Origin of the sequence: Tsukamurella paurometabola DSM 20162 (genome assembly GCF_000092225.1) — a bacterium.
GTDB lineage: Bacteria > Actinomycetota > Actinomycetes > Mycobacteriales > Mycobacteriaceae > Tsukamurella > Tsukamurella paurometabola.
In genome coordinates, this window is the sequence record NC_014158.1 from 796,272 (window position 1) to 820,287 (window position 24,016).

At 69.4% G+C, this 24,016-nt stretch carries 26 protein-coding genes and 1 pseudogene; 15 read left to right on the forward strand and 12 right to left on the reverse strand.

The genetic code is table 11. From position 1 onward, the window contains the following. Positions 1 to 11: 11 nt before the first annotated feature. Genes TPAU_RS03850 through TPAU_RS03860 form a run of 3 tightly spaced genes read right to left on the reverse strand, consistent with a single transcriptional unit; the run spans position 12 to position 2,557 of the window. Complete coding sequence (locus TPAU_RS03850; RefSeq protein WP_013125456.1) at positions 12 to 1,652, reverse strand: dihydroxyacetone kinase family protein; 1,641 nt, start codon at positions 1,650 to 1,652, stop codon at positions 12 to 14. Between the two features lie 10 nt (positions 1,653 to 1,662). Next, the gene (locus tag TPAU_RS03855; RefSeq protein ID WP_013125457.1) at positions 1,663 to 2,094 is read right to left on the reverse strand and encodes a SixA phosphatase family protein; all 432 of its coding nucleotides are present in this window, start codon (positions 2,092 to 2,094) and stop codon (positions 1,663 to 1,665) included. A 10-nt stretch (positions 2,095 to 2,104) separates the two neighbouring features. Continuing rightward, positions 2,105 to 2,557, reverse strand: a complete 453-nt coding sequence (locus tag TPAU_RS03860; protein ID WP_013125458.1) for a SixA phosphatase family protein — start codon at positions 2,555 to 2,557, stop codon at positions 2,105 to 2,107. A gap of 39 nt (positions 2,558 to 2,596) precedes the next feature. Between TPAU_RS03860 and TPAU_RS03865 the strand changes: the two genes are divergently transcribed. The 4 genes and pseudogenes from TPAU_RS03865 (at position 2,597) to TPAU_RS03880 (ending at position 4,833) form a co-directional block, all read left to right on the forward strand. Further along, positions 2,597 to 2,809 (forward strand): hypothetical protein, encoded by a 213-nt coding sequence (locus TPAU_RS03865; RefSeq protein ID WP_013125459.1) that lies wholly within the window; start codon positions 2,597 to 2,599, stop codon positions 2,807 to 2,809. A gap of 5 nt (positions 2,810 to 2,814) precedes the next feature. Continuing rightward, positions 2,815 to 3,159: pseudogene (locus tag TPAU_RS03870) on the forward strand (RNA-binding S4 domain-containing protein); the annotation flags it as partial. Positions 3,160 to 3,238: 79 nt separating this feature from the next. Further along, on the forward strand, positions 3,239 to 4,303 hold the full coding sequence (locus TPAU_RS03875) for an MBL fold metallo-hydrolase (protein ID WP_013125461.1): 1,065 nt from the start codon (positions 3,239 to 3,241) through the stop codon (positions 4,301 to 4,303). Beyond that, complete coding sequence (locus TPAU_RS03880) at positions 4,303 to 4,833, forward strand: GNAT family N-acetyltransferase (RefSeq protein ID WP_013125462.1); 531 nt, start codon at positions 4,303 to 4,305, stop codon at positions 4,831 to 4,833. Before TPAU_RS03875 ends, TPAU_RS03880 begins: the two co-directional genes overlap by 1 nt. On the opposite strand, the gene TPAU_RS03885 is transcribed toward TPAU_RS03880, so the two are convergent. Genes TPAU_RS03885 through TPAU_RS03895 form a run of 3 tightly spaced genes read right to left on the reverse strand, consistent with a single transcriptional unit; the run spans position 4,734 to position 7,220 of the window. After that, positions 4,734 to 6,353, reverse strand: coding sequence for an adenylate/guanylate cyclase domain-containing protein (locus TPAU_RS03885; protein ID WP_013125463.1), 1,620 nt, complete (start codon positions 6,351 to 6,353; stop codon positions 4,734 to 4,736). The two genes, TPAU_RS03880 and TPAU_RS03885, sit on opposite strands and share 100 nt — an antisense overlap. 10 nt (positions 6,354 to 6,363) lie before the next feature. Continuing rightward, positions 6,364 to 6,849 carry an SRPBCC family protein gene (locus TPAU_RS03890; RefSeq protein ID WP_013125464.1) on the reverse strand — a complete coding sequence of 162 codons (486 nt, stop codon included), beginning with the start codon at positions 6,847 to 6,849 and terminating at the stop codon, positions 6,364 to 6,366. Beyond that, a complete protein-coding gene (locus TPAU_RS03895; protein WP_013125465.1) occupies positions 6,846 to 7,220 on the reverse strand; it encodes an ArsR/SmtB family transcription factor in 375 nt (124 codons plus the stop codon). Before TPAU_RS03895 ends, TPAU_RS03890 begins: the two co-directional genes overlap by 4 nt. 127 nt (positions 7,221 to 7,347) lie before the next feature. Here TPAU_RS03895 and TPAU_RS03900 point away from each other — a divergent pair, with 127 nt between their 5' ends. Genes TPAU_RS03900 through TPAU_RS03920 form a run of 5 tightly spaced genes read left to right on the forward strand, consistent with a single transcriptional unit; the run spans position 7,348 to position 12,467 of the window. Beyond that, positions 7,348 to 8,751 (forward strand): amidase, encoded by a 1,404-nt coding sequence (locus TPAU_RS03900; RefSeq protein ID WP_013125466.1) that lies wholly within the window; start codon positions 7,348 to 7,350, stop codon positions 8,749 to 8,751. Positions 8,752 to 8,753: 2 nt separating this feature from the next. Next, positions 8,754 to 10,205: an ABC transporter substrate-binding protein/permease gene (locus tag TPAU_RS22245; RefSeq protein ID WP_013125467.1), complete on the forward strand. Its 1,452-nt coding sequence runs from the start codon at positions 8,754 to 8,756 to the stop codon at positions 10,203 to 10,205. Beyond that, positions 10,202 to 10,957 carry an amino acid ABC transporter ATP-binding protein gene (locus TPAU_RS03910; protein ID WP_013125468.1) on the forward strand — a complete coding sequence of 252 codons (756 nt, stop codon included), beginning with the start codon at positions 10,202 to 10,204 and terminating at the stop codon, positions 10,955 to 10,957. Before TPAU_RS22245 ends, TPAU_RS03910 begins: the two co-directional genes overlap by 4 nt. Before the next feature lie 42 nt (positions 10,958 to 10,999). Beyond that, complete coding sequence (locus TPAU_RS03915) at positions 11,000 to 11,635, forward strand: MSMEG_1061 family FMN-dependent PPOX-type flavoprotein (RefSeq protein ID WP_013125469.1); 636 nt, start codon at positions 11,000 to 11,002, stop codon at positions 11,633 to 11,635. A 1-nt stretch (position 11,636) separates the two neighbouring features. Beyond that, a complete protein-coding gene (locus TPAU_RS03920) occupies positions 11,637 to 12,467 on the forward strand; it encodes a PhzF family phenazine biosynthesis protein (RefSeq protein ID WP_013125470.1) in 831 nt (276 codons plus the stop codon). A 42-nt stretch (positions 12,468 to 12,509) separates the two neighbouring features. On the opposite strand, the gene TPAU_RS03925 is transcribed toward TPAU_RS03920, so the two are convergent. Beyond that, positions 12,510 to 13,658 (reverse strand): N-acetylglucosamine-6-phosphate deacetylase, encoded by a 1,149-nt coding sequence (locus tag TPAU_RS03925; protein ID WP_013125471.1) that lies wholly within the window; start codon positions 13,656 to 13,658, stop codon positions 12,510 to 12,512. A gap of 5 nt (positions 13,659 to 13,663) precedes the next feature. Next, complete coding sequence (locus TPAU_RS03930) at positions 13,664 to 14,899, reverse strand: PTS transporter subunit EIIC (RefSeq protein ID WP_013125472.1); 1,236 nt, start codon at positions 14,897 to 14,899, stop codon at positions 13,664 to 13,666. A 67-nt stretch (positions 14,900 to 14,966) separates the two neighbouring features. Between TPAU_RS03930 and TPAU_RS03935 the strand changes: the two genes are divergently transcribed. From TPAU_RS03935 to TPAU_RS23395, 4 genes are all read left to right on the forward strand, one after another. Next, on the forward strand, positions 14,967 to 15,230 hold the full coding sequence (locus TPAU_RS03935) for a PTS sugar transporter subunit IIB (RefSeq protein ID WP_281054800.1): 264 nt from the start codon (positions 14,967 to 14,969) through the stop codon (positions 15,228 to 15,230). Continuing rightward, positions 15,227 to 15,679 carry a PTS sugar transporter subunit IIA gene (locus TPAU_RS03940; RefSeq protein ID WP_013125474.1) on the forward strand — a complete coding sequence of 151 codons (453 nt, stop codon included), beginning with the start codon at positions 15,227 to 15,229 and terminating at the stop codon, positions 15,677 to 15,679. The genes TPAU_RS03935 and TPAU_RS03940 overlap by 4 nt, the downstream gene beginning before the upstream one ends. Before the next feature lie 225 nt (positions 15,680 to 15,904). Further along, positions 15,905 to 17,188 carry a DUF445 domain-containing protein gene (locus tag TPAU_RS03945; protein WP_013125475.1) on the forward strand — a complete coding sequence of 428 codons (1,284 nt, stop codon included), beginning with the start codon at positions 15,905 to 15,907 and terminating at the stop codon, positions 17,186 to 17,188. Between the two features lie 4 nt (positions 17,189 to 17,192). Beyond that, on the forward strand, positions 17,193 to 17,990 hold the full coding sequence (locus TPAU_RS23395) for an Abi-alpha family protein (protein WP_013125476.1): 798 nt from the start codon (positions 17,193 to 17,195) through the stop codon (positions 17,988 to 17,990). Between the two features lie 3 nt (positions 17,991 to 17,993). On the opposite strand, the gene TPAU_RS03955 is transcribed toward TPAU_RS23395, so the two are convergent. The 3 genes from TPAU_RS03955 to TPAU_RS03965 form a co-directional block, all read right to left on the reverse strand. After that, entirely contained in the window at positions 17,994 to 18,971 is a 978-nt protein-coding gene (locus TPAU_RS03955; RefSeq protein WP_013125477.1) for an NAD(P)H-dependent flavin oxidoreductase, read from the reverse strand. Between the two features lie 81 nt (positions 18,972 to 19,052). Next, positions 19,053 to 19,769: a GntR family transcriptional regulator gene (locus tag TPAU_RS03960; protein ID WP_013125478.1), complete on the reverse strand. Its 717-nt coding sequence runs from the start codon at positions 19,767 to 19,769 to the stop codon at positions 19,053 to 19,055. A gap of 93 nt (positions 19,770 to 19,862) precedes the next feature. Then, on the reverse strand, positions 19,863 to 20,444 hold the full coding sequence (locus TPAU_RS03965; RefSeq protein ID WP_013125479.1) for an alpha-ketoglutarate-dependent dioxygenase AlkB: 582 nt from the start codon (positions 20,442 to 20,444) through the stop codon (positions 19,863 to 19,865). A 60-nt stretch (positions 20,445 to 20,504) separates the two neighbouring features. On the opposite strand from TPAU_RS03965, the gene TPAU_RS03970 reads away from it, so the two are divergent. Then, positions 20,505 to 21,491 (forward strand): LLM class F420-dependent oxidoreductase, encoded by a 987-nt coding sequence (locus tag TPAU_RS03970; protein WP_013125480.1) that lies wholly within the window; start codon positions 20,505 to 20,507, stop codon positions 21,489 to 21,491. Here the strand turns inward: TPAU_RS03970 and TPAU_RS03975 are convergent, their stop codons facing one another. Further along, positions 21,492 to 22,661 (reverse strand): pyridoxal phosphate-dependent aminotransferase, encoded by a 1,170-nt coding sequence (locus TPAU_RS03975; RefSeq protein ID WP_013125481.1) that lies wholly within the window; start codon positions 22,659 to 22,661, stop codon positions 21,492 to 21,494. A 37-nt stretch (positions 22,662 to 22,698) separates the two neighbouring features. On the opposite strand from TPAU_RS03975, the gene TPAU_RS03980 reads away from it, so the two are divergent. Beyond that, positions 22,699 to 24,012, forward strand: coding sequence for a phytoene desaturase family protein (locus TPAU_RS03980; protein WP_013125482.1), 1,314 nt, complete (start codon positions 22,699 to 22,701; stop codon positions 24,010 to 24,012). The last annotated feature ends 4 nt before the right edge of the window (positions 24,013 to 24,016 follow it).

Sequence of the window (24,016 nt, forward strand, 5' to 3'; positions counted from 1 at the left end):
GATCGCGCCATCTACAGGTGTTGCGCGGCGGCCTCGAACAGCCAGGACATCACCAGGGCACCGGGGTCCGGGACGCCCTTGACGGTGTCGCCGAGGTAGGAGGCCCGTCCGCGCGAGGCGACGCTGCCGGCCGTGGCCTCCACGCCCTGCGCCGCAGCCTCGGCGGCCTCGGTGAGTGAGCCGCCGGCGTCGAGCACATCGGCGGCGGGGGAGAGGGCGTCCACCACGGTTTTGTCGCCCACCTGTGCTCCGCCCAGCTCCTGCACCGCAGTCAGTCCCGCCCGGACGCCCGTCACGAACCCGGGGGTTCCGGGCGCCGCCTCCAAGGCGCGGCCCAGCTCGGTGAAGAAAGTGCCGAAGACGGCGCCTGAGGTGCCGCCCGCCCGCACCAGGTACGAGGTGGCGACGGCTTCCAGAACGTCACCATCGTTGCCGCGCAACGGAATCGGGTAGTGTCCGAGCGCGGCCTCCATGTTGGTGCCGAAGTCGCCGTCGCCGGCCTTGCGGTCCAGCTCGGTCAGCTCATCGACGGCGCCCTGCACCCGCTCGACGAAGGCGGAGACCCAGGCGTTGGGTTCGCCGTCGTCGGCGGAATCGTCGGGTCGCTCGGTGCTCAGCTCCGGCACGGTCGACGGTGCCGTGGCCGCGTGCGGCCAGCCGGGGGCCGAGGTCGGCGCGTCCCACAGCCGGATCAGCGCATCGTCGAGCGGGACCACTGTCAGCGAGGCGCCTGCCATGTCGAGCGCCGTCACGAACCGGCCGACCAACGAGCGGGCCACCTCGATGCCGCGCGCCGCGAGTTGCTCGGCGGCCTCGGAGAACAGCACGCCCAGTTCCAGGTCGCTGACGCCGCCGAGGTTGTTCACCACGACCAGTGCCCGGCCGCCGGACTGCACGCCGGTGCCGGGCAGGATGCGGTCGAGCAGGTGTGCCACCAGCTCCTTCGCGGGTACCGCATCGCGCTCGTCGCGGGCGCGCTCGCCGTGGATGCCGACGCCCACGGCCATCTGCCCGGGGTCCAGCTCGAACGACGGTTCCGTGGCGCCGGGCACAGTGCACGCGGAGAACGAGACGGCCATCGAGCGCGCGGTCTCGGCGACGCTGCGGCCGACCGCCGCGACCTCGCTCAGCGGCCGACCCTCATCGGCTGCGGCGCCGCAGATCTTCTCGACCACGATCGTCGCTCCGGTGCCGCGGCGTCCGGGCCCCTTGGTGTCCTCGGTGGCCACATCGTCGGCGACGAGCACCACATCGGTCTCGACGGCGGGCGCGCCGTCGTCCTCGGCACTCACCAGTCGCCGCGCCACCGCGAAGTTCATCACGTCGCCGGTGTAGTTCTTCACGATGTGCAGCACACCGGCTCCGGTGTCCACGGCCCGGGTGGCCGCAGCGATCTGCACCGCATTCGGGGACGTGAACACGAGGCCCGGGCAGGCGGCGTCGAGCATGCCGGCCCCCACGAAGCCGGCGTGCATCGGCTCGTGCCCCGAACCGCCGCCCGAGACCAGCGCCACGCCGCCGCTGCGTGGCGTGCGCCGCGCGACGAACCCCTGTGGATGCCAGACGGCATCGGGGTGGGCGGCGAGAAGGCCCCGCAGCCCATCGGTGAAGAGTGTCTGCGATGAATTCTCGAACTGCGCGCGTACGGTCACGCCCTCGACGTTAGCGAGGGATGTGCAGCTCTGCGTGGCCATCCTCGACAACCGCAAAGGCGGAGGTCGGGAATTTGGTCAGAGTGAAGGTGGGATCGAGCAACTGCGCCGCGTCCGCGACCCCCGGCTCATGGCCCACCACCAGCACTGTTTCGGCGTCTCCACGCTCGGCGTCGACGATCGCGAGGATCTCCTCGCCGGACGCCCCGTACAGGTCTTCGATGTACCGCACGGGCGCGGCGACCTCCGCCTGCGCGAGCGTGGCGCGGGCCCGTTCCGCGGTCGAGCAGAGCACCAGATCGACGGTGTGCCCGTAACGGCGGATCGCGGTGCCGGCGAGTTTGGCCTGCCGCAACCCGCGCGGCGCCAACGGCCGGTCGTGATCGCGCACCTTGTCCGGGTAGGCGGATTTGCCGTGCCGCAGCAGGATCAGTGAGGCCATAGCGGGCATCCTACGGGGTGAAGGCGCCGCGCAACCGGCCCGAACCGGGCGTCACGGGCCCGTCGTCGAGGTCGAGCAGCACCACCGTGCCGGGCTCGAACCCGGTCGGCTCCGCGGTGGGGTCGAGCAGGCTCACGGCTTCGGGCAGGCCGGGGAAGTGGCCCACCACGAGCAGGACTGCGATATCGCCGGGGACGCCGTTCACTTCGTCCAGCACATCCTGCCCGCGGCACTCGTACAGCGCCTCGGTGGCCGACATCGCGCACGCGAACCCGGTGGCGCGGAAGGTTTCGACGGTGCGCCGCGCCGCCGAGACCAGCGCCTGGTCGGGGACGAGTCCCTGGCCGCGCAACCAGTTCGCCGAATGCAGCGCCTGATCGTGGCCGGTGGGCGTGATCGGGCGAGCGCCGTCGGGCACCGACATCGCGGCCTCGCCGTGTCGCATCAGCGCCAGCACCGTCATGGCCCCATCCTGCCCGATATGTGCCGGTACATTGGTGGCATGGCTGGAAAAGAGCTGGACCCGGCGCGCAAGCAGGCTGCGCTGGAGGTCGTCAAGCAGCATCCGGGAATGGTCGCCGCGATGGCGGCCCCGGCGGCGATCATCGTGGTGGCCGGATGGGTGCTCGGCGGCGCGGGGCTGGGCCTGTTGCTGCTCGTCGCGTTCGGCGTACTCGGCGCGGTCGGCGTCTCGCGGCTGCTGCGTAAGCGCTAGGCGCGATGCGGGTCGACGCCTGGCTGTGGGCGGTGCGACTGACCAAGACCCGGTCGGCCGCGGCCACGGCGTGTCGAGGCGGCCACGTGCGAGTCAACGGAGCCACCGCGAAACCGGCGCAGCACATCGTCGTGGGCGACGAGGTGCGGCTGCGGCTCGGTGGCCGGGAACGGATCGTCGAGGTCGCCACCCTGATCCCCAAGCGGGTGGGCGCGCCGATCGCCGCTACGTGCTACCTCGACCACAGCCCGCCCCCGCCGCCGCGGGAGATCGTGCTGTCGATGCCGCAGCGCGATCGTGGCGCCGGGCGGCCGACGAAACGTGAGCGCCGCGAGACGGATCGGCTGCTGGGCCGCTAGGCCCGATTTCTCCGTCCGCGTCCGAATCTGGTAGAGCTGAGAAGACCTACGGGAGCGGGTGGTGGCGCAGATGACGGACGTTGTGAGCTGGACCGAGGCGGGCCCGCACGAGGTGGCCCCCGGGCTCTACCGACTGCCGCTTCCGCTGCCGATCACGGGCCTCGTCGCCGTGAACGCCTATCTTGCCGCCGGGCCGCAGGGCCTGGTTCTCGTCGACCCGGGGTGGGCCACCGAGGAGAACGAGCGGGCCGTGACCCGGGGCCTCGCTGAGCTCGGGTACGGCCTCGACGACATCGCGGTCACCGTGGCCACCCACCACCACGGCGACCACTACTCGCAGGGTTGCACGTGGAGCGGCACCCGCGGTACTCCGGTACTCATCGGTCGCGGCGAGGCGCCCAGCATCCTGGACTACTCGCGGGAGGCACCCGTCCGTTTCCCGGTCCAGGTGGCGCAACTGCGTGAGGAGGGCGCGCACGAGCTCGCCGACGGGATCGCCGGAAGCGGCGTGCCGAATGTGGAGGGATCCACCCGGATGGCCGCCCCCGACGGCTGGCTCGACCACGGCGACCGCATCGATCTCGCCGACGGCGCACTCGACGTGATCGCAACACCCGGCCACACCCGTGGCCACATCATCTTGCGGCACACCGCATCCGGCTCACTGATCACCGGCGATCATGTGCTGCCGCGAATCACGCCGTCGATCGGATTCGAGTGGTCGCCGGAGGATTCGCCGCTCAGCTCCTTCCTCGCCTCGCTCGACGCCACCCTCGGGCTCGCCGACGGTGCGTTACTGCCCGCCCACGGCGAGGTGCTGCCCGGAACGCATGAGCGGGTGCGCGAGTTGATCGCGCACCACGAGGAGCGGCTCGCCGAAGTACGCGAGTTGCTCGCCGACGGTCTCGACTCCGCCTTCGCGATCGCCGGATCGATGCGGTGGACCCGCAGGCGGCTCACGCTCGACGAGTTGCCGGTCGAACACCGGATGATCGCGGTCGGCGAGATCCGTGCTCACCTCGTGGTGCTGGTCGAGCGCGGCGACGCGACCCTCACCGCCGAGGCCGGCGTACGCCGTTACGTGCCCGCTGTGCCGGGTGTGGGCGCGCCCCGTCCGGACAGGACGCGCAGGTGATGTCTCCGGAGGTCCGGTCCGCGGTGCCCGCCGAGGCCGCCGCGGTCGCGTTGCTCGCCGCTCGCACCTTCCCGTTGGCCTGCCCGCCCGAACTCGACCGGGAGCACATCGACGCGTTCATCGCCGCCCAGCTCAGCGAGCAGCGGTTCGCCGAGCACCTCGCCGCCGCCGATCATCGGGTCCTCGTGGTCGACGGTGCCGATGGTCCCGTCGGTTACGCGTTGCTGCTGCACGGTATCCACGCGGAGGGGCCGGTGCAGTGGCGCGAGCGGCGCTCGTCCTATCTGTCGAAGCTGTACGTCGCCCCGGACGGTCACGGCGGCCCGATCGCCGGGGCACTCCTGGCCGCGGTCCGCGCCGACGCCGCGACGGCCGGCACCGCCGGGGTGTGGCTGAACGTGAACCGGGACAACCGGCGCGCCAAGCGGTTCTACGCCAAATCGGGATTCGTGCTCGCCGGGGAGAAGCCCTTCACCGTCGGATCGACCACGTTCATCGACGATGTGCTGGTGCTCGACCCGGGAGCGTAGAGCCTCGTCGGCACGTCCCGGCCACGCAGGGTGACGGCGTCGGTGAAAACCCAGTGCTGCGATTCGGATTCGCGGGCGGCGACGATCGCGGCCTCGGCGGCCACGGGGAGGGACGTGTCGCGTTTGGCCACCTCGGACAACCGGGCGGACTCGTTCACCGGATCGCCGATCACGGTGTATTCGTAGCGCTCGATCGCGCCGACGTTGCCCGCCACCACGGTGCCGTGCGAGACACCGATCCCGGCCGTCAGATCCGGAACCGCGGCCGGGAGCCGCGCGGCGATGCCCCGGGCGGCACGGAGGGCACCGCCCGCAGGGTCGGGGTGGGGGAGCGGGGCGCCGAACACGGCGAGCACTGCGTCGCCCTCGAACTTGTTGACCAGCCCGTCGTTCGCTTCCACCTCGGTCACGATCACCTCGAAGAACCGATTGAGCAGTTCCACTACTTCGGTGGCGGGTTTCTGCCGGGCGAGCGTGGTCGAACCGACGATATCGACGAAGACGACCGACACCAGTTGCTCGGAGCCGCCGAGTTGGACACCGAGCCCGAGCGCGGCATCGGCGACCTCCCGGCCCACGTGGCGGCCGAACAGGTCGCGCAGGCGTTCTCGCTCGGCGAGCCCGGCCGTCATCGCGTTGAACCCGGCCTGCAGTTCGCCCATATCGGAGCCGTCGAAGATGCGCACCGTCACATCGGTCTCGCCGTCGCGCACCTTGCGGATCGCGTTGCCCAGCACCCGCAGTGGTGCCACCAGTGTGTCGGTGTTGAGCAGCGTGAGCAGCGGGCCGGTGAGCAGTGCGATCGCGCCGAGAGCGGCGACGGCGACGAAGATGTCCAGCTTGGTGGTGTCGTCGCGAAAGGTGCCGAAGGCCGCCACCAGCACGATCCCCAGGATGGGGACCCCCGAGCCGATGGCCCAGGCGGTGGCGGCCCGCATCCGGAGCCGCCCCCGGCGCGGGGCGCGGAAGCCCGCTTCCAGGGCCTGTGCTGCCGCGGGACGCAGTGCGAATTCGGTGATCTGATACGAGATCGCGCACACTACGACGCCGCTGAGCCCGGTCACGAGGGCGATCTTCGGGATCAGTTCGGGGTCGATGGAGCCGTAGCCGACCGTCATGATCACGGTGCCACCGGCCCACAGCACCGCCTGCAGCGCGGTGAGTCGCCAGGGCGCGGTGAGTGCGGCTTTCGCCTGGGCCGCAGTCGGCTCTTCGCGCCGGATGGACCAGCGCAGCGACTGCACGATCCGGACCGTGCCGATGGTGGCGCCGAGGACGAACGCGATACCGATGTACAGCGGCACCACGAGGAAGTTCATCCACCACGCGTCCCACGGGATGGGGGGCTCCGGGATGCCGACCACGGCCAGCGCGATCGCGAGCCCCACCCCGATCAGGTTGGCCACGATCACGCCGACCGTGATCACGAGCTGCACGCGCAGCCGCGTCAGCCGGGAACTCTCGTCGGTGGAACCGAGGAGGATCGACCCGTAGTCGGCGCGCAGCCGCGGCAACTTCATAGACCAGAAACTACAGGTCTCCCGCCGCCAGCAGGGCGTCCAACTTGGCGTAGCCGTCGACGATGCCCACCTCCATACCGCTGGCGAGCATGCCGTCGCGGCTTTCGAAGCTGTCCAGCAGCGAGACGGCCCGCAGTCGCGTGCGCCCGTCGCCGAGGTCTTCGAAGGTCATCGTCTCCAACGAGACCGCATCGGGCATGTCGTCGTAGGTGAAGGTCTGCACGATCCGGTCATCGCGCACGTCGTGGAAGCTGCCGTGGAAGGCGTACCGCTCGTCGCCGCGCACGCTCACATAGGCCCAGCTGCCGCCCGTACGTGCATCCCAGTGCTGGATCTGGGTATCGATGTCCGACGGTCCCACCCACCGCGTGTAGATGTCGGGGTCGGTGTGGGCGCGCAACAACTGCTCCGGCGTCGCCTGGAAGTCGCGGGTGATGGTGATGGTGGGGAGGGTGGAGGAGGCCTCGATGCCGGCCTCGGCGTTGATGATGGTCATGATGCTGCTCCTTGATCGGTCGTGCTGGTGGGGTTGTCGTCTGCGTTCATGTCGGCCAGGACGGCGTCCAGGCGGCGGTAGCGCTCCTCGGCGCGGCGGCGGTACCGCTCGATCCACCCGTTCATCAGGTCGAAGACCTCCGCTTCCAGGTGGGCCGGGCGGGCCTGGGCGCGCCTGGTCCGGCTGATCAGGCGCGCGTTCTCCAGCACGGTGAGGTGCTTGGACACGGCCTGGATGCTCACGTCGTAGTGTTCGGCGATCTCCGTCAGGGTGGCGTCGCCGTCGGCGAGCCGGGCGACGATATCGCGTCGCGTGGGGTCCGCCAGAGCGGCGAACGCCTTGGACAGATCGTCGGTGTCGTCGTTCGTGATGTCTCACCTCCTCGTTGTTCAACCTCTGTGTTGAATACGACGGTACACCCGGTTCGGAGCAAGTTCAACCCCTTGGTTGAATAAGGTTCGTCGTTCCTCTGCGGCGCCGCGATGCTATGAACGACGCATGCGTGTCACGGCCTATACCGACGATGCACTCACCGGGCTCGATGCCCTCGGCGCCGCGGAGGCGGTGCGGGAGGGGCGGGTGGACCCGCGCGAGCTCACCGCTGCGGCGATCGCCCGAGCGCGGGCGGTGGACGAACTCGGCGCCGTGGCGCACGCCGCGTACGACGAGGCCGAGGAGACGGTGCCACGCGGTGGCCTGTTCGGTGGAGTCCCCGCGTTCGTCAAGGACAATGTCGACGTGGCGGGTATGCCCACCTGCTTCGGCTCGCAGGCCTTCACTCCGCGGCCGGTCAAGCGCTCGTCGCCGCCGGCGAAACAATTTCTGGCTCAGGGCTTCACGGTCCTCGGGAAGTCGCAGATGCCGGAGTTCGGGCTCACCGCGAGTACCGAGTTCGCCGGCGGTCGGGCGCCGGCGCGCAATCCGTGGGACATCAGCCGCTCGGTGGGCGGATCGTCCGGTGGGACCGCGGCGCTGGTCGCCTCGGGCGTGGTCCCCATCGGCCACGGCAATGACGGTGGTGGCAGTATCCGCATCCCCGCCGCCTGCGCCGGCCTGGTGGGGCTCAAGCCCACTCGGGGCCGGATGGAGGATCAGGCCGGGGTGCGACAGTTGCCCGTCAACCTGGTCACCGAGGGAGTCCTAACGCGCACGGTGCGCGATACCGCGCATTACCTCGCCGCCGCGGAGGCGTACGCACCTGCGGCGGGGCTGCCGCCGATCGGGCTGGTGCGCGGACCGTCGGAGCGTCGCCTGCGGATCGGGGTGATCACGCGGGATGTCCGCGGCCGGGAGGTGCATCCCGAGGTGTTGGACGTGGTGCTGTCGGCGGCCCGGGTGCTCGGCGATGCCGGGCACACCGTGGAGCCGCACACTCTGTCGATCGATGGCCGCTTCATCGACGACTTCACCCTGTACTGGGCGGCCATGGCGGGCGCGGAGGTGGGGATCTCCAAGGCCGCCAACGGCCGCGGCTTCCGCCCCGCCGATCTCGACCCGATGACCACGGGGCTGCTCTCGATGCTCAAGTCCTCGGCGCTCCGACTCGGGCCCGCGATCGGGCGGCTGCGCCGCACGGGTGATCTCTACGCCCGCCAGCTCGACACCTACGACCTGTTGCTCAGCCCTGTCCTTGCGGCACCGCCCCCACTACTCGGCGAGATGTCGCCGGATCAGCCCTTCGAGGAACTCATGGCGAAACTCGTGGACTACGTGGGCTTCACGCCGGTCAACAACATCGCGGGAGCCCCGGCCATCGCCGTACCGCACACCGTGATGCCGTGCGGTCTGCCGGGATCGGTACAGCTGTGGGGCTCCGGCCCGGGCGACGAGGCCACCCTGCTCGACGTGGCCTATCAACTGGAGGCGCTCGCCCCGTTCCCGACACTCGATCCGGCGGCCTGACGATGCGCTCGCTGCGGCGGCTGCTCGCCGCTCTGTTCGCCGTCCTCGTGGTGGCCGGTCCGTTGCCGGCCAACGCCGCACCCCCGCTACCGGACCCGGGCGTGCTGCGGGTGGGTACCGAGGGGGTCTACCAGGTGTACAGCTACCACGACTCCGCAGACCGGCTCACCGGCTACGACGTGGAGATGATCACCGCGATCGCCCAGAAGATCGGCTGGCGGGTGGAATTCGTGGAGACCCCGTGGGATTCGATGATGGCCGCACTCGAAGCGAACCGCTTCGACCTGGTGGCCAATCAGGTGACCTTCAGTGCCGAACGCGCCGCCAAGTACGAGCTCTCCGATCCGTATCTGCAGACCGGCGGTTCGGTCCTGGTACGTAAGGACGACAACAGCATCGACTCGCTCGACGATCTGCGGGGCCGAACAGCCGCGCAGAGCATCACCAGTAGCTGGTCGGGCGTCGCCGAGAAGGCGGGCGCGAAGGTCGAGGCGGTCAACAGCTTCACCGATGCCGTCAACGTGCTGGCGGCGGGCCGGGTCGACGCGGTGGTCAACGACACCGGCGTGGTACGCAATTACCTCGCCGTCAATCCGCGCGCACCGGTGAAGATCGCGGCCCAGACACCGGACAGGTCGCAGTCGGTGTTCGCGGCTCGCAAGGGCGCCGGGATCATGCCCGAGATCAACCGCGGTCTCGCCGAGATCCGTGCGGACGGTACGGCCGAACGCATCTCGCAGAAGTACTTCGGTGAACAGGCCGAGAAGGACAGCAAGGCTGCGGCAGGCGCCCAGAGCACCTGGGACATGGTGCGCCGCAATCTGGTCCCGATGGCGAAGGCCACCGTCACCACCACCATCCCGCTCACGGCGATCAGCTTCGTGATCGGGCTCGCGATCGCGCTCGGCGTGGCGCTCGCCCGGATGTCGAAGCGTAGGGCGGTACGGGGCCTGGCTCGCGCGTACATCTCGATCATCCGCGGTACACCCCTGCTCGTGCAGTTGGTGATCATCTTCTACGGCCTCCCGCTCGCGGGGGTGGTGATCGATCCGTTCCTCGCTGCGGCGGTCGCCTTCTCGCTCAACGTGGGCGGCTACGCGGCCGAGATCATCCGCGCGGCGATCGGCGCGGTGCCGCGCGGGCAGTGGGAGGCGGCCACCACCATCGGCATGGACTATCGGACCGCGCTGCGCCGGATCATCCTGCCGCAGGCCGCACGCACGGCCACCCCGCCGCTGGCGAACACGCTGGTCTCCCTGCTCAAGGACACCTCACTCGCCTCGGCGATCCTGGTGACCGAGCTGTTCCGGACGGCGCAGATCGCCGCCGCGCCCACCTACGACTTCTTCGTCATGTACGTGGTGGCCGCCTGCTACTACTGGGTGATCTGCCAGGTGCTCAGCCTCGTGCAGACCCGGCTCGAGACCCGATTCGAAAGGTACGTGGCGCGATGACCGATCTCGTTGCAGTGCAAGGACTCACCAAGTCCTTCGGCGATGTCGAGGTGCTCCGCGGTATCGACTTCACCGTGGCCGAGGGCACCGTCACCGTGATCATCGGGCCGTCCGGTTCCGGCAAGACCACGGTGCTGCGGTCGCTCAACGCGCTCGAGCTTCCCGACGCCGGCACGGTCACGGTCGGAACTCAGACGGTGGACTTCGGCGCGGGCGCGCCGGGGAAGGCCGCCCTCGCGGCCTATCGCGCCCAGAGTGCGATGGTGTTCCAGTCGCACAACCTGTTTCCGCACAAGACCGCGCTGCAGAACGTGACGGAGGGCCCCGTCGTCGTGCAGAAGAGACCGGCCGGCGAGGCCGAGCGGGAGGCGCGCGAGCTGCTCGCCCGGGTCGGCCTGGCCGACCACGCCGAGAAGTATCCGCACCAGCTCTCCGGCGGCCAGCAGCAGCGGGTGGGGATCGCCCGGGCGCTGGCCCTACGGCCCAAGGTAGTGCTGTTCGACGAGCCGACCTCCGCGCTCGACCCGGAGCTCGTCGGTGATGTGCTCACCGTGATGCGTGATCTCGCCACCGAGGGCCGCACCATGGTGGTGGTGACCCATGAGATGGCTTTCGCCCGCGATGTCGCCGATCAGGTGCTGTTCGTCGATCGCGGCGCCGTCCTGGAGGCAGGCCGGCCCGCCGACGTGATCGGTGCTCCCACCCAGGAGCGCACCCGCGAGTTCCTCGACCGCATTCTCAACCCGCTGTAATCGGCTTCCGCCGTGTGCGCCGCGCCGCCTATCGTGGACAGCATGGAGCACGTGCGCAGGCAGGTGAGCACCGAAGCGGAGTTGCGCGAGCTGATCGCGGAGCCGATCGACCGGGTGCGCGACAAGGTGCGTACCGAGCTCACGGACGTGCATCGCTGTTTCCTCGCCGCGGCGCGGCTGTACTTCGTGGCCACGTCCGACGCGCAGGGAAACCTCGACGTCTCGCCCAAGGGCGATCCGGAGGGCGGCGTACTGGTCCTCGACGACCGCACCGTCGCTCTGCCCGACCGGCCGGGCAACCGTCGCGTGGACGGTCTGAAGAACCTGCTGCAGGATCCGCACATCGCTGTCGAGTTCGTGATCCCCGGCCGGGGCGACACCCTGCGGATCAATGGCACCGCCACGGTGCTCGCCGACGCGGAGTACGCGCCGCTGATGGCCGTGCAGGGCAAGCCGCCGGTGATGATCATCGAGGTGGCGATCGACGAGGTCTTCTTCCACTGCAGCAAGGCCTTCCTCCGATCGCAGGCGTGGGACCCGCGGAGTTGGCCCACCGAGGACGACGACCACGGCGTGCCGCGTCGAGCCGTGATCGCGAAAAAGCTGGAGCGGCCCGACGATTCGCTGGCCGAGCTCGACCGCTACTACGGTGCCGGCTACGGGAAGGAGTTGTACTGACGTGCCCGAGTTCCGACAGGTCGACGTGTTCTCCACCGAGCCGTTGCTGGGCAATCCGGTGGCGGTGGTGCACGGCGCGGACGATCTCTCCGATGCGCAGATGGCGGCCTTCGCGCGCTGGACCAACCTCAGCGAGACCACGTTCCTGCTCCGTCCCAACGATCCCTCGGCGGACTACCGACTGCGGATCTTCACTCCGGGTGGCGAGCTGCCCTTCGCCGGCCACCCCACGCTCGGCAGCGCTCACGCCTGGCTGGAATCGGGTGGTAGGCCCGCTGCACCGGGGGTTCTCGTGCAGGAGTGCGCGGCGGGCCTGGTCCGGGTCCGTGCAGAGGGGTCGCTGGCGTTCGCCGCGCCGCCCCTGCGGCGCAGCGGCCCCGCCGACGCCGCCACGATCGCGCGGATCGCCGCCGGGCTGCGGATCGCACCATCGGACGTCCTCGCCGCACAGTGGGTGGACAACGGTCCCGGCTGGGTGGCCGCGCAGCTGCGTGACGCCGATGCCGTGCTCGCCCTGGAGCCCGACTTCGTCGCGATGGGGGATCTGAAGGTCGGTGCCGTCGGGCGGTACCCCGACGGCGAAGACTGCGCGATCGAGGTACGCGCCTTCTGCCCCGATCTGGCCGTTCCCGAGGATCCGGTGACGGGCTCGCTCAACGCCGGCGTTGCGCAGTGGCTGATCGGCACCGGCGAACTCCCGCAGCGGTATACCGCTTCCCAGGGCACCCGGCTCGCCCGCCGCGGACGGGTGCACGTGCAGCAGGCCGACGGCGAGATCTGGATCGGTGGTGCCACCCGCACCACGATCCGTGGCACCGTCAACCTCGCCTGATCCTGCTCGCTCGCGCTCCCAGCGCCCCCTAGCGGGAGAGCATCAGGAGACCGGGGTGCCGCCGCGGATCACGCGGCGCAGTGAGAGATCTCCGGAGAGTTCCAATAGATCGGCGCGCAGGCCCGGTGCCAACTCGCCGCGATCGGTGAGCCCCAGCAGCCGAGCCGGTGTCGTGGCTCCCGCCCGGGCCGCATCGGCAAGGGAGACAGCGGAATCGCGGACGGTCCGCGCGAAGACGTCGAACACCGACGCGGTGCCACCGGCGATCGCCCCGGGGGTGCCGCTGGGTGTGGTGAGCCGTGCGACTCCGCCGCCGACGGTGACGTCCAGCGGGCCGAGCGTGTACTGCCCGTCGGGCATACCCGCTGCCTGCATGGCATCGGAGATGAGCGCGATGTGGTCGGCGCCCACGGTCGCGAACACCATCGCCACGGTGCCGGCGGCGAGGTGCACGCCGTCGCCGATCACCTCGGCCACCGCCCGGCCCTCGGCCGCGACGGCGAGTGCCGCTCCGACGGCGCCGGGGTGCCGGTGGTGCATCGGGTGCATACCGTTGAACAGGTGGGTGATGCTCACCGGTCCCGGCGGCGCGGCCAGCGCCGCGGTCACCGTGTCGTAGTCGCCGGCGGTGTGCCCCACCGAGACCACGGCCCCGGCCTCGGACAGCAGCCGCGCCAGCTCGGCGAAGTGCGAAGTCTCCGCGGCCACGGTCATCGACGCGATCCGGCCGTCCGCGGCGTCGAGCAGACGGCGCAACAGGGCGGGATCGCCGTCGATGATGAAGCGCGGGTCCTGTGCACCGCACACCTCGGCGGCCAGGAACGGCCCCTCCAGGTGCAGCCCGGCCACGGTCCCGTCGTCGACCAAGGGGGAGAGTACGGCGATCCGCTCCAGCAGTTTCTCGGGCGCGGCCGAGACCAGGGAGGCCAACAGCGTGGTGGTGCCGCGGAGCAGATGATGCCGGGCGGCGGCCCGCGCGCCGTCGGCATCGGAGTCGGGGAAGCCGAACCCGCCGCCGCCGTGGCAGTGCACATCGATCATGCCGGGCACGTACACCAGATCCGACGGTGCCGGCAGCTGCGCTGCCGGGAACGCCGATGCCGGCCCGACCTCCGAGATGGTCGCGCCGGCGAGGGCGACGACACCGTCGTCGATGGTCCCGGACGGGGTCACGACGGTGCCGCGCAACATCTCGGTCAAGCGGTCACCTCGGCCTCTTCGTCGTCGTCCTCGCGGCCGGGGGTCTTCAGGTTCCGCCGCTTGATGATGAAACTGAACGAGAAGTAGTAGATCACGGCGTAGATCAGGCCCATCGGGATGATCCACAGTGGGTTGGTCGCCTTGCCGAAATTCAGTACGTAGTCGATGAATCCGGCGGAGAAGGTGAACCCGTGATGGATGTCGAGCCAGTTCGCGATCAGCAGGGAACTGCCGGTGAGGAGGGCGTGGATCAGCAGCAGTGGCCACGCGACGAAGATGAACGAGAACTCCAGCGGCTCGGTGATGCCGGTGAGGAAACTGGTCAGTGCCACCGAGAGCATGATGCCGCCGACGGTCTTGCGGTTCTCCGGCTTGGCGCAGCGGTAGATGGCGAGCGCGGCGGCGGGCAGGCCGAACATCATGATCGGGAAGAAGCCGGTCATGAACGTGCCGGCGGTGGGATCCCCCTGGAGGAACCGGGCGATGTCGCCGTGCACGATGTCACCGTTCGGCGCGCGGTAGTCGCCGAGGATGAACCACACCACGGAGTTGATGATGTGGTGCAGGCCCAACGGCAGCAGTAGTCGGTTGACCGCGCCGAACACGCCCCCGCCCACGACGGAGTTCTCGGCCACCCAGTTCCCCAGTCCGGTGAGCGCCCAGTTGAACGCGGGATAGATGAACGACATGATCACGCCGACCACGATCGCGGCGGACGCGGTGAGGATCGGCACCAGGCGGCGGCCGGAGAAGAAGCCGATGTAGTCGGGCAGTGTGGTCCGGTAGAAGCGCTGCCACAGCACGGCCGACATGATGCCGATGACGATGCCGCCCAGCACCCCGTACTCGACGAGCGCGGGCGCGCCGTCCTTGTCCGTCTTACCGGCGAGCACCACCGGTGACATCGCCTTCTCCACCGCCTGGAAGGACAGGTAGCCGACCAGTGCGGCGAGCGCGGTGGAACCGTCGGCCTTCTTCGCCCACCCGATCGCGATGCCCACGGCGAACAGGATCGGCAGGTTCGAGATGAGGGCGTTGCCGGCGCCGCCGATCACGGCCGCGACCGTCTTCATCGAGTCGAATCGGCCTAGCATGTCGTCTTGGCCCAGGCGTAGCAGCAGGCCCGCTGCGGGCAGCACCGCGATGGGGAGCATGAGGCTGCGACCGAGTTTCTGGAGACCGCTCAGATCGAACCGTCGTGCTGATATACCGGATTCGGGTGAGGAACTCATTTCTCGCTCCTGTCGCGGGCGGGCTCACTAGGCTGTCGACAGGTTGTAACCAGTTGGGGTCACGCGAGTGGGTTTCCCCGCATCATCTCGGAAGGGCACGGGCATGGCCAAGGCGCAGGAGATCGTGGACGGGCTCGGCGGTGCCGACAACATCGAAGAGGTCGAGGGGTGCATCACCCGCCTGCGCTGTGAGGTCAAGGACACCGGGAAGGTCGACCAGGCGGCGCTGAAGAAGCTGTCGCACGGTGTCATGGTTGCGGGCTCCGCGGTCCAGGTGGTGGTGGGGCCGACCGCCGATGCGCTCGCCGAGGACATCCAGGACCTGCTGTGACCGAGGTGCTGGCCCCGGTCGCCGGGCGGCTGTTGCCGCTGTCCGCGGTACCCGATCAGGTGTTCGCGGGGCAGATGGTGGGCTCCGGGGTGGCCGTCGACCCGGCCTCCGCGCCCGACGGTGCCGAGGTCGTGGTGCTCTCGCCGATCGCCGGCACGGTGCTCAAGCTGCACCCGCACGCGGCGATCGTGCTCGGCGACGGTGCCGGCGTGCTGGTGCACGTGGGCATCGACACTGTGAATCTGCAGGGCGAGGGGGTCACCGTGCTGGCGGCCGAGAAGGCGACCGTCGCTGCCGGTGATCCGCTGATCTCCTTCTCTCCCGCGCTGATCCGCGATCGCGGACTCAGTGCGATCTGCCCCGTGGTGCTCATGGATTCCAGTCCGGGGACCGTCGCCGATCCCGCCGAGCGCGATGTGGTCGCCGGAGATGTGATCTTCTCGTTCTGAAGCCCGAAAGCGATTGCAACACAGGCTGATTCTTTCGATCGCACACCACAGAGGGCAATAAGTGATCGATGGACGGCTCAAACCTCTCACTTCATTGAGTACAGTTGCGCCGGACGAGTGGTGGGTGGAACCCGGGAATGAGTCGTGGGACGAATTCTTCGTGGTGTGGCGACGGTACGGAGGATATGTGGCGAGCGTGGTGAAAGCGGTCGATGGACCGGCCGGGTGTCTGTGGTGAATTGGCACCTGATCGAGCAGTTGGTCACCATTCCACTGTTCACCGGCATCATCGGTTACATCACCAACTGGACCGGCATTCTCATGCTGTTCGAACCGAAACGTTTTTACGGCGTCAAGGTTCCCGGTGTGGCCACCCTGTATCCGTTCCTGCCCCGCCGGGTCCAGGTGATCCCGGCGATCCGTCCCGACGGTCGCATCGGTTGGCAGGGGATCGTTCCCTCGCGCGCCGAGAAGATGGCCAGCATCGCGGTGGACAAGTCGTTGTCCAAGGTAGGAAGCATTGCGCAGTTCTATGAGGTGATGGATCCGGAGTACATCTCCGAGCAGTTGACCCGCGCCGCGTTGCCCGAGATCCCGTCCGTGGTCGAGGGCATCATGCGGCGGGAGAATCCTCGGCTGTGGTACTCGCTGCCCGAAGACATCAAACTCCTGGTGTACCGGCGGGTGGCCGCCTCCTTGCCCACGGACGTCCGGAAGATCACGTCGACCATCGGCGAGAACATCGACGATTACATCGACGCGAAATTGATGGTGATCCGCTACCTCTCGGCGAATCCGAAGGTGCTCAAGGACATCTTCTACAACGTCGGCCGGAAAGAACTGTTGTTCATGCAGAACTTCGGATTCTATTTCGGATATCCCATGGGATTCGTGCTGGTTGGTCTCCTCCATTTCTTCCCGTACTGGTGGCTGCTTCCGCTGGGCGGGATCGTGATCGGGTACGTGGTGAACTACGTCGGCCTCACGATGATCTTCGAGCCGTTGCACTCCAGCAAGTGGGTGCCGTGGCGGCAGGGGCTGTTTCTCAAACGTCGTCAGGAGATCGCCGAGCAGTACGCCACCGTGATGGCCGACCAGGTGGTGACGGTCGAGAACATCTGCGACGAGCTGCTGCACGGTCCGCGCTCGGACCGCACGCGTGCCACCGTCGAATCGGTGCTCCGTGAATCGGTCGACAAGGCCTCGGGCTGGGCCCGCGGCGTGGTGAAGCTGTCGGTGGGCTACGACACCTACGAGCGGGTGCCCCAACTGGCCGGTGCCGAGGCGATCAAGGTAGCCGAGCAGACGGTCAGTGACCCCGAGTTCGCCGCCCAGCAGCAGACCAAGGTGCGCGACTTCGTGGTCGCCCGGATGAGTATCCTGCGCCCGGAGGACCTGAGCGAGCTGCTGCGGTCCGCCATCAAACAGGACGAGTGGTTGCTGTTCCTGCACGGCGCGGTGCTGGGCTCCGCGGCAGGCTTCCTCCACCTAGCGATCTTCGGAGTGTGACGACGTGAGCGACAAGCCCCGGTCGAACCGGACCCCCGCCGAGAGTGACGGGCGCGAGCTGGCCGCGCGCGATGCGGACATCGCGGAGGTCACCGAGCAGGAGCAGGCCGGCGGTCTGCTCGGTCTCGTCGGCCGCGCCTCGAACTCCGCGTTCAGCTTCGGCCGTGAGGTCGGAGGCTCGGCGCAACGCCTCACCCGGCACCTGGTCACCGAGGCCGAGCACCTCGTGGACGTCGCGCGCACCGTCGAGCAGGTGCCGCATGTGGTGGTGCACGGCGAGGTGGTCGACGAGGAAGACATCGACGACGAGCCCACCGGCCCCACCCGGGACGAGCTGCGCCGCGCCGGCGACCGGTTGCTGGCCCGCTCGGCCGCGGTGGCCTCCGCCGAGGGGCCGCACCCCGCGTACGCGCACATCCTCGAGCAGCTGGCGCCCGACGAGGCGCGGATCCTGCGGCTGCTGCGCCGCGAGGGCGCGCAGCCCAGCGTGGACGTGCGCACCAACCGCCCGTTCGGCGTGGGCTCGGAAACCGTCGCCGCAGGCCTGTCGATGATCGCCGAGGTGGCCGGCTGCCGCCGACAGGACCGGATCGCGGAGTACCTCGGGAACCTGCACCGGCTGGGCCTGATCTGGTTCTCCAAGGAGCAGGTCGAGGTGCAGCGCTACGAGCTGCTGCAGGTGCAGCCGATGGTGGTCGAGGCGCTGGGCAACGCGGGTCGTTACGCCAAGACCATCCGCCGACGGATCGAGATCACACCGCTGGGCACCGCGTTCTGCGACACCTGCTTCACCTTCGACTGACGGTCAGCCCACGGTCTTCGTGAGCCGGCCGGTGATGATCTCGCGGGCCTCGGCCATGATCGCGTCGACCACCGCCTGGCAACTCGCGACCTCGCGGATCAGTCCCTGTGCCTGGGAGGCCCACCACATACCGCCCTCGACATCGCCCTCGGCGTAGACCTGCTCGCGGGCCCGCTTGCCGCTCGCGAGCGCCGCGATGTCCTCGAATGTGGCGCCGGGCCGTGCCGAGATCTCGGCGATCTCGTCGGACACCGAATTGCGCACCACACGGGCGGTGTTGTGGAACTCGCGGAACACCAGCCGGGTGTCCAGCTCACTGTTCGCGACGATCTGATCCTTCACGTTGGGGTGGATCGGTGCCTCATCGGTGGCCATGAACCGGGTGCCCATGTTCACCGCATCTGCGCCCAGAGCGAGCGCGGCCACCAGTCCGGCGCCGGTCGCGATGCCGCCGCTGGCGATGAGCGGGATGTCGATCTCGTGCGCGGCGGCCGGGATCAGTACCAGGCCGGGGATGTCGTCGTCGCCCGGATGGCCCGCACACTCGAAGCCGTCGATGCTGACCGCATCCACGCCGAGCTGCTGCGCCTTCTTGGCGTGCCGCACACTGACCGCCTTGTGAATCACCTTCACGCCGGCGTCGTGGAATGCGGGCAGGTGCGGGGCGGGGTTGCTGCCCGCCGTCTCCACGATCTTCACGCCGCTGTCGATGATCGCGGCGCGGTATTCGTCGTAGGGGATCGGATCGATCGTCGGCAGGATCGTGAGGTTCACGCCGAACGGCTTGTCGGTGACCTCCCGGCAGCGCGCGATCTCGTCGGCGAGCGCCTGCGGTGAGGGCTGCGTGAGCGCGGTGATGAAGCCCAAAGCGCCGGCGTTGGCCACCGCACCGATCAGGTCGGCTGTACCCACGCCCGTCATACCGCCGCAGACGACGGGGTGTTCGATGCCGAAGGTCTCGGTGAATCTCGTAGTCAGCATGGCGTGCTCCTATCGCGGATCGGTCCCTTACTACGGATCGAACCATGCCGCGCGGCGACGGTGGCACGCGGTGCGGGTTCGTCAGCCGGGGTCGGTGACCGTCATCTGTACCTGATAGCGGTCGGATCGGTACCAGGAGTAGCAGTGCTCCACGCGGACCGTGCCGGAGAAGGCGACCCGGTCGAAGGCCAACAACGGCGCCCCGGCGGGAACCTCCAGCAGACTGGCCAGCTCACCGTCGGCCGCGGTCGCCCCGATCGATTGCTCGGCGTGATCGATGGCCCGCTCGTACTCGGCGCGGAGCAACTGGTAGATCGACTGCGTCAGTTCGTGTTCGGCGAGACCGGGCGCGACGTACTCGGGATACCAGGCGTCGTCGACCGAGATCGGCACGCCGTCGGCCAGGCGCAGGCGCTTGATGTGGAAGGCGCGATCGGCGGCGCGCAGCCCCAGCGCCGATATGGTCGACGGTGGCGGCACCCGCAGTTCGGTCAGCAGCACCGTCGTGGACGGCACGCGGCCCAGCCGGCGCATGTCCTCGTGGAACGACGCCAGATGCAGCCGGGACCGGGCGGGGTGATCGGCGACGAAGGTGCCCTTACCGCGGATTCGCACCAGTGTTCCGTCTGCGACCAGCTGCCGGAGCGCCTCCCGGACGGTGATCCGCGAGACCCCGTATTCGTCGCACAGATGCCGCTCACTGGGCAGGGCGGATCCGGGGGCGAGCTCTGCCGCACAGCGCTTCTCGAGGAGGGAGCGCAGCTGCTCGTGTTTGGGTACCGGACCGTCCGAGATCATCGCCGCGGGCGGTCCGCCCGGGCGTCGTTCGCGGGCATAACTACATCTTGGCACATCCGGTAATGACCAGTGCTCGAATGCGTCGGTTGCCCCTCAGCGCACTCCGGCGGCGCGGAACTGCACACTGATCCGCGGTCCGGCCGCCGGTACCTTCGGCACGGCGTGCTCCCAGGTGCGCTGCGCCGAACCGCCCATGGACAGCAGATCGCCGTGGCCGACGGTGAGCCGGGTGGACGCCCCGCCACCGCGTGGGCGCATCAGGAACGGGCGGGCCGCACCGAGCGAGACGATCGCGACCACGGTGTCGTGCGTGGCGCCCCGTCCGATGGTGTCGCCATGCCAGGCCACCGAGTCCGCGCCATCCCGGTACAGGCACAGCCCCACCGACGTGAAGGGTTCGTGCAGATCGTCCCAGTACATCTCCGTCAACTCCGCCATCGCGGCTGCCAGCGCCGGATGCGGCAGCGCCACTCCGCTGTCGTAGTAGCGCAGGAGCCGCGGTACCGGAAGCGTGCGGTCGTACATGCGACGGCGCTCCGCGACCCAGGGCACATCGCGAGCGAGCGCGGAGAACAACCCGTCCGGATCGGACTGCCACCCGGTGCGCACGTCGAGCCAGGCACCGTCGCCCAGGTCTCGGCGATGCCCGGCCACGTCGAACAGCGAATCCTGCATCGCCCGGCACGATACGGGGACCGACTGACAATTCCGGTGCGGCCTCCGTAGGGTTGAGACGTGCGATTCGGACTCTTCCTCCCGCAAGGCTGGCGCTTCGACCTCGTCGGCATCGACCCGGCGGACCACTGGTCCGTCATGAACGGCCTGGCCCAGCACGCCGATGCCGGCCCCTGGGACTCCGTGTGGGTGTACGACCATTTCCACACCACTCCGGTCCCCAGCCGCGAGGCCACGCACGAGGCGTGGTCGCTGATGTCGGCCTTCGCCGCCACCACGACCACCGTCAAGCTCGGGCAGATGTGCACGGCCATGAGCTATCGCAACCCCGCCTACCTCGCCAAGGTCGCCGCCACCGTCGACCTGATCTCCGGCGGCCGTGCCCAGATGGGTATCGGCGGCGGCTGGTACGAGCACGAATGGCGCGCCTACGGCTACGGTTTCCCGTCGGCCGGGGAACGACTCGGCCGGCTCGACGAGGGCGTGCAGATCATGCGGCAGGCCTGGACCGACGGTGTGGCCACGTTGGACGGGAAGTACTACCAGGTGGACGGCGCGATCTGCGAGCCGCGGCCGCTGCAGGCCGGTGGCCCCCCGCTGTGGATCGCCGGCGGCGGCGAGAAGAAGACGCTGCGGATCGCCGCGAAGTACGCGCAGTACACCAACTTCGACGGCACCTTCGAGGGCTTCACGCACAAATCGGAGATCCTGCGGCAGCACTGCGCCGAGGTGGGCACCGATTTCGATGCCATCACCCGTTCGGCGAACTACAACATCGCGATCGGTGAGGCCGCCCGCGACGTGCAGACCCGGCTCGACGAGACCCGCAACCGGTTGCTCGACCACGCCCCCGAGGCAGCGGTCGACGCCACGATGGGCAGCTTCCTCGGTATGCCGGGCGTGGGTACCCCGGCGGATATCGTGGCCAACCTCAAGCGACTCGAGGCCGAAGGCATGACGTATGCCATCTGCTACTTCCCCGAGATCGCCTATGACCGAACAGGTCTGGAGCTGTTCGAACGCGAGGTCATCCCCGCGTTCGCCTGATCACCGCGTCCGGCCGCCGAGTGCGGCCAGGCGGCGGGTTCCCTCGGCCAGCACATCGGCCTGTTTGCTGAATGCGAACCGCAGCAGGTGCCCCCAGCGGGCGTGGTCGTCGGCCAGTGCGCTCACGGGCACCGCGGCCACCCCGATCCGCCCGGGCATCTCGCGGCACAGCGCGCCCGCATCGTCGTAGCCGAGCCCCCGGGCGTCGGCGCACACGAAGTACGTGCCCTCCGCCGGATGCACCGTGAATCCGGTCTCGTGCAACGCCGAGGTGAGCAGGTCGCGCTTGGCCTGCAGATCGGGTGCGAGCTGGGCCAGCCACGCGCCCTCGGAGTCGAGAGCATGGGCCACCGCGTGCTGCAACGGCGCCGCTCCGGTGAAGGTGAGCCACTGCTTGGCCGCCCGGCAGGCGTCCGCGAGCTCGCGCGGCGCCGTGATCCAGCCGACCTTCCAGCCGGTCACGTTGAAGGACTTCGCGGCACCGGAGATCCGCACGGTGCGCTCGCGCATGCCCTCGAACGTCGCGAGCGGTGTGTGCACGCGGCCGTCGAAGAGCAGATGCTCGTAGACCTCGTCGGTGAAGCAGAGCAGATCGCGTTCGACGCACACAGCGGCGACGAGCTGCAGGTCTTCGTGCGAGAGCACCGTGCCGGTGGGATTGTGCGGGGAGTTGACGATGATCGCCGCCGTCTTCTCGGTGACGGCCGCCCGGAGCATCGCGGGGTCGAGGGCGTACCGTCCGGCGTCTTCGACGAGCGGCACGACCACGCGGTGTGCGCCGGCCATCGCCACGGTCGCGGCGTAGGAATCGTAGAAGGGCTCGATCAGGATCACCTCGCGGCCGGGTTCGACGAGGCCCAGCACGGCGGCCGCGATCCCCTCGGACGCGCCGACGGTGACCAATACCTCGCCGTTCGGGTCGTAGCCCAGGCCGTAGTCGCGCTGCACCTGGGCGGCGACGGCGCGGCGCAGCTCCGGAAGGCCGTCGCCGGACGGGTATTGGTTCATCCCGCCGTCGATGGCCGTCTTCGCCGCGGCGAGCATGCCGGCGGGGCCGTCGGTGTCGGGGAACCCCTGACCCAGGTTGACCGCATCGTGCTCCACCGCGAGCGTCGAGACCTCGGCGAAGATCGTGGACATGAAGGGCCGGAGGCGGTGGACGGTGCGCATGGCCCAACGGTATCGCCGCGCTGGCTACTGTGGAGCAATGACCTCCGCCGTCGTCGTCGGATCCGGCCCCAACGGGCTCACTGCGGCCGCCGTGTTGGCCCGCGAGGGCCTCGATGTGACTGTGATCGAGGCCGAGCCGACCATCGGAGGAGCGTGTCGGTCCGATGAGCTGCGTGGCACCGTGGTCGACCGATTCTCGACCGGGCACCCTCTCGCGTACGCCTCCCCGGCCCTGCGCGAGGTGGGCCTCGACGTGCAGTGGGGTACCGCCCCACTCGATATGGCACACCCGCTGTTCGACGGAGCCGGGCCGGGCACGCTGGGGACGCTCGCCGACGTCCCCGACTGCGGGCCCGATGTGATGGCCGCGTTCTTCGGTCCACTGCCCGCATTGCCGACGCATCCGGTGGCGGCGATGCGGTGGGGTCCGCGGTTCATGGCGCCCGCATCGGTGACCGCAGCGGCGCTCGGCCGGGTGGGCGGCGCCGTGTTCGCCGGGGTGGCGGCACACGGGATGGTGCCGCAGCACCTGCCGATGACATCGTCGCTCGGCTACCTGTTGGCCGGGGTACGGCCTTGGCCGGTGCCGATCGGCGGCTCGCAGGCGATCCCGGACGCGCTGGCACGGATCGTCGAGGGGCACGGAGGCACCATCCGCACCGGTGAGCGCGTCACCCGGCTTCCCGACGCCGACCTCGTCATGCTCGACACCGGCGTGCCGGGCGCCCTCGACCTGCTGGGTGAGCGAGCCCCGGGGTGGCTGCGGCGGCGTGTTCGACGGTGGCGGTTCGGCCCCGCGGCGTTCAAGGTAGATCTGGTGATCGACGGTGGGATCCCTTGGTTACAGGAGGAATTGCGGTCTGCCGCGTTCGTTCACCTGGGCGGCACCGCCCGCGAGATCGCTCACAAGGAGCAGATGGTCAATCGCGGGAGGATGCCCGAGCGCCCGGTGATGATCCTGTCCCAGCAGTACCTGGCCGATCCATCCCGGGCTGCGGGTTCATGGGTGCCGGTATCGATGTATGTGCACTGCCCCAACGGCTTTCCCGGCGATCTCACCGAATCGATCGTGACCGAGGTGGAGCGGTACGCACCCGGCGTGCGCGAGCGGATCGTCGAGGCCCGGTCGGTGGGCCCCGCCGAACTGGAGGCGTCGAATGCGAACCTGGTGGGCGGCGATATCGCCGCCGGCGCCGCGATTCCCGCGCAGCTGATCCGGCGGCCGACACTGTTCGACCCCTACCGTCTGACCGACGGGGTGTACCTGTGCTCGGCCGCTGCTGCGCCCGGGCCCGGTGTGCACGGCATGGTCGGCCTGCATGCCGCGCGGGCTGCCCTGCGGCGGTTATAGGTAC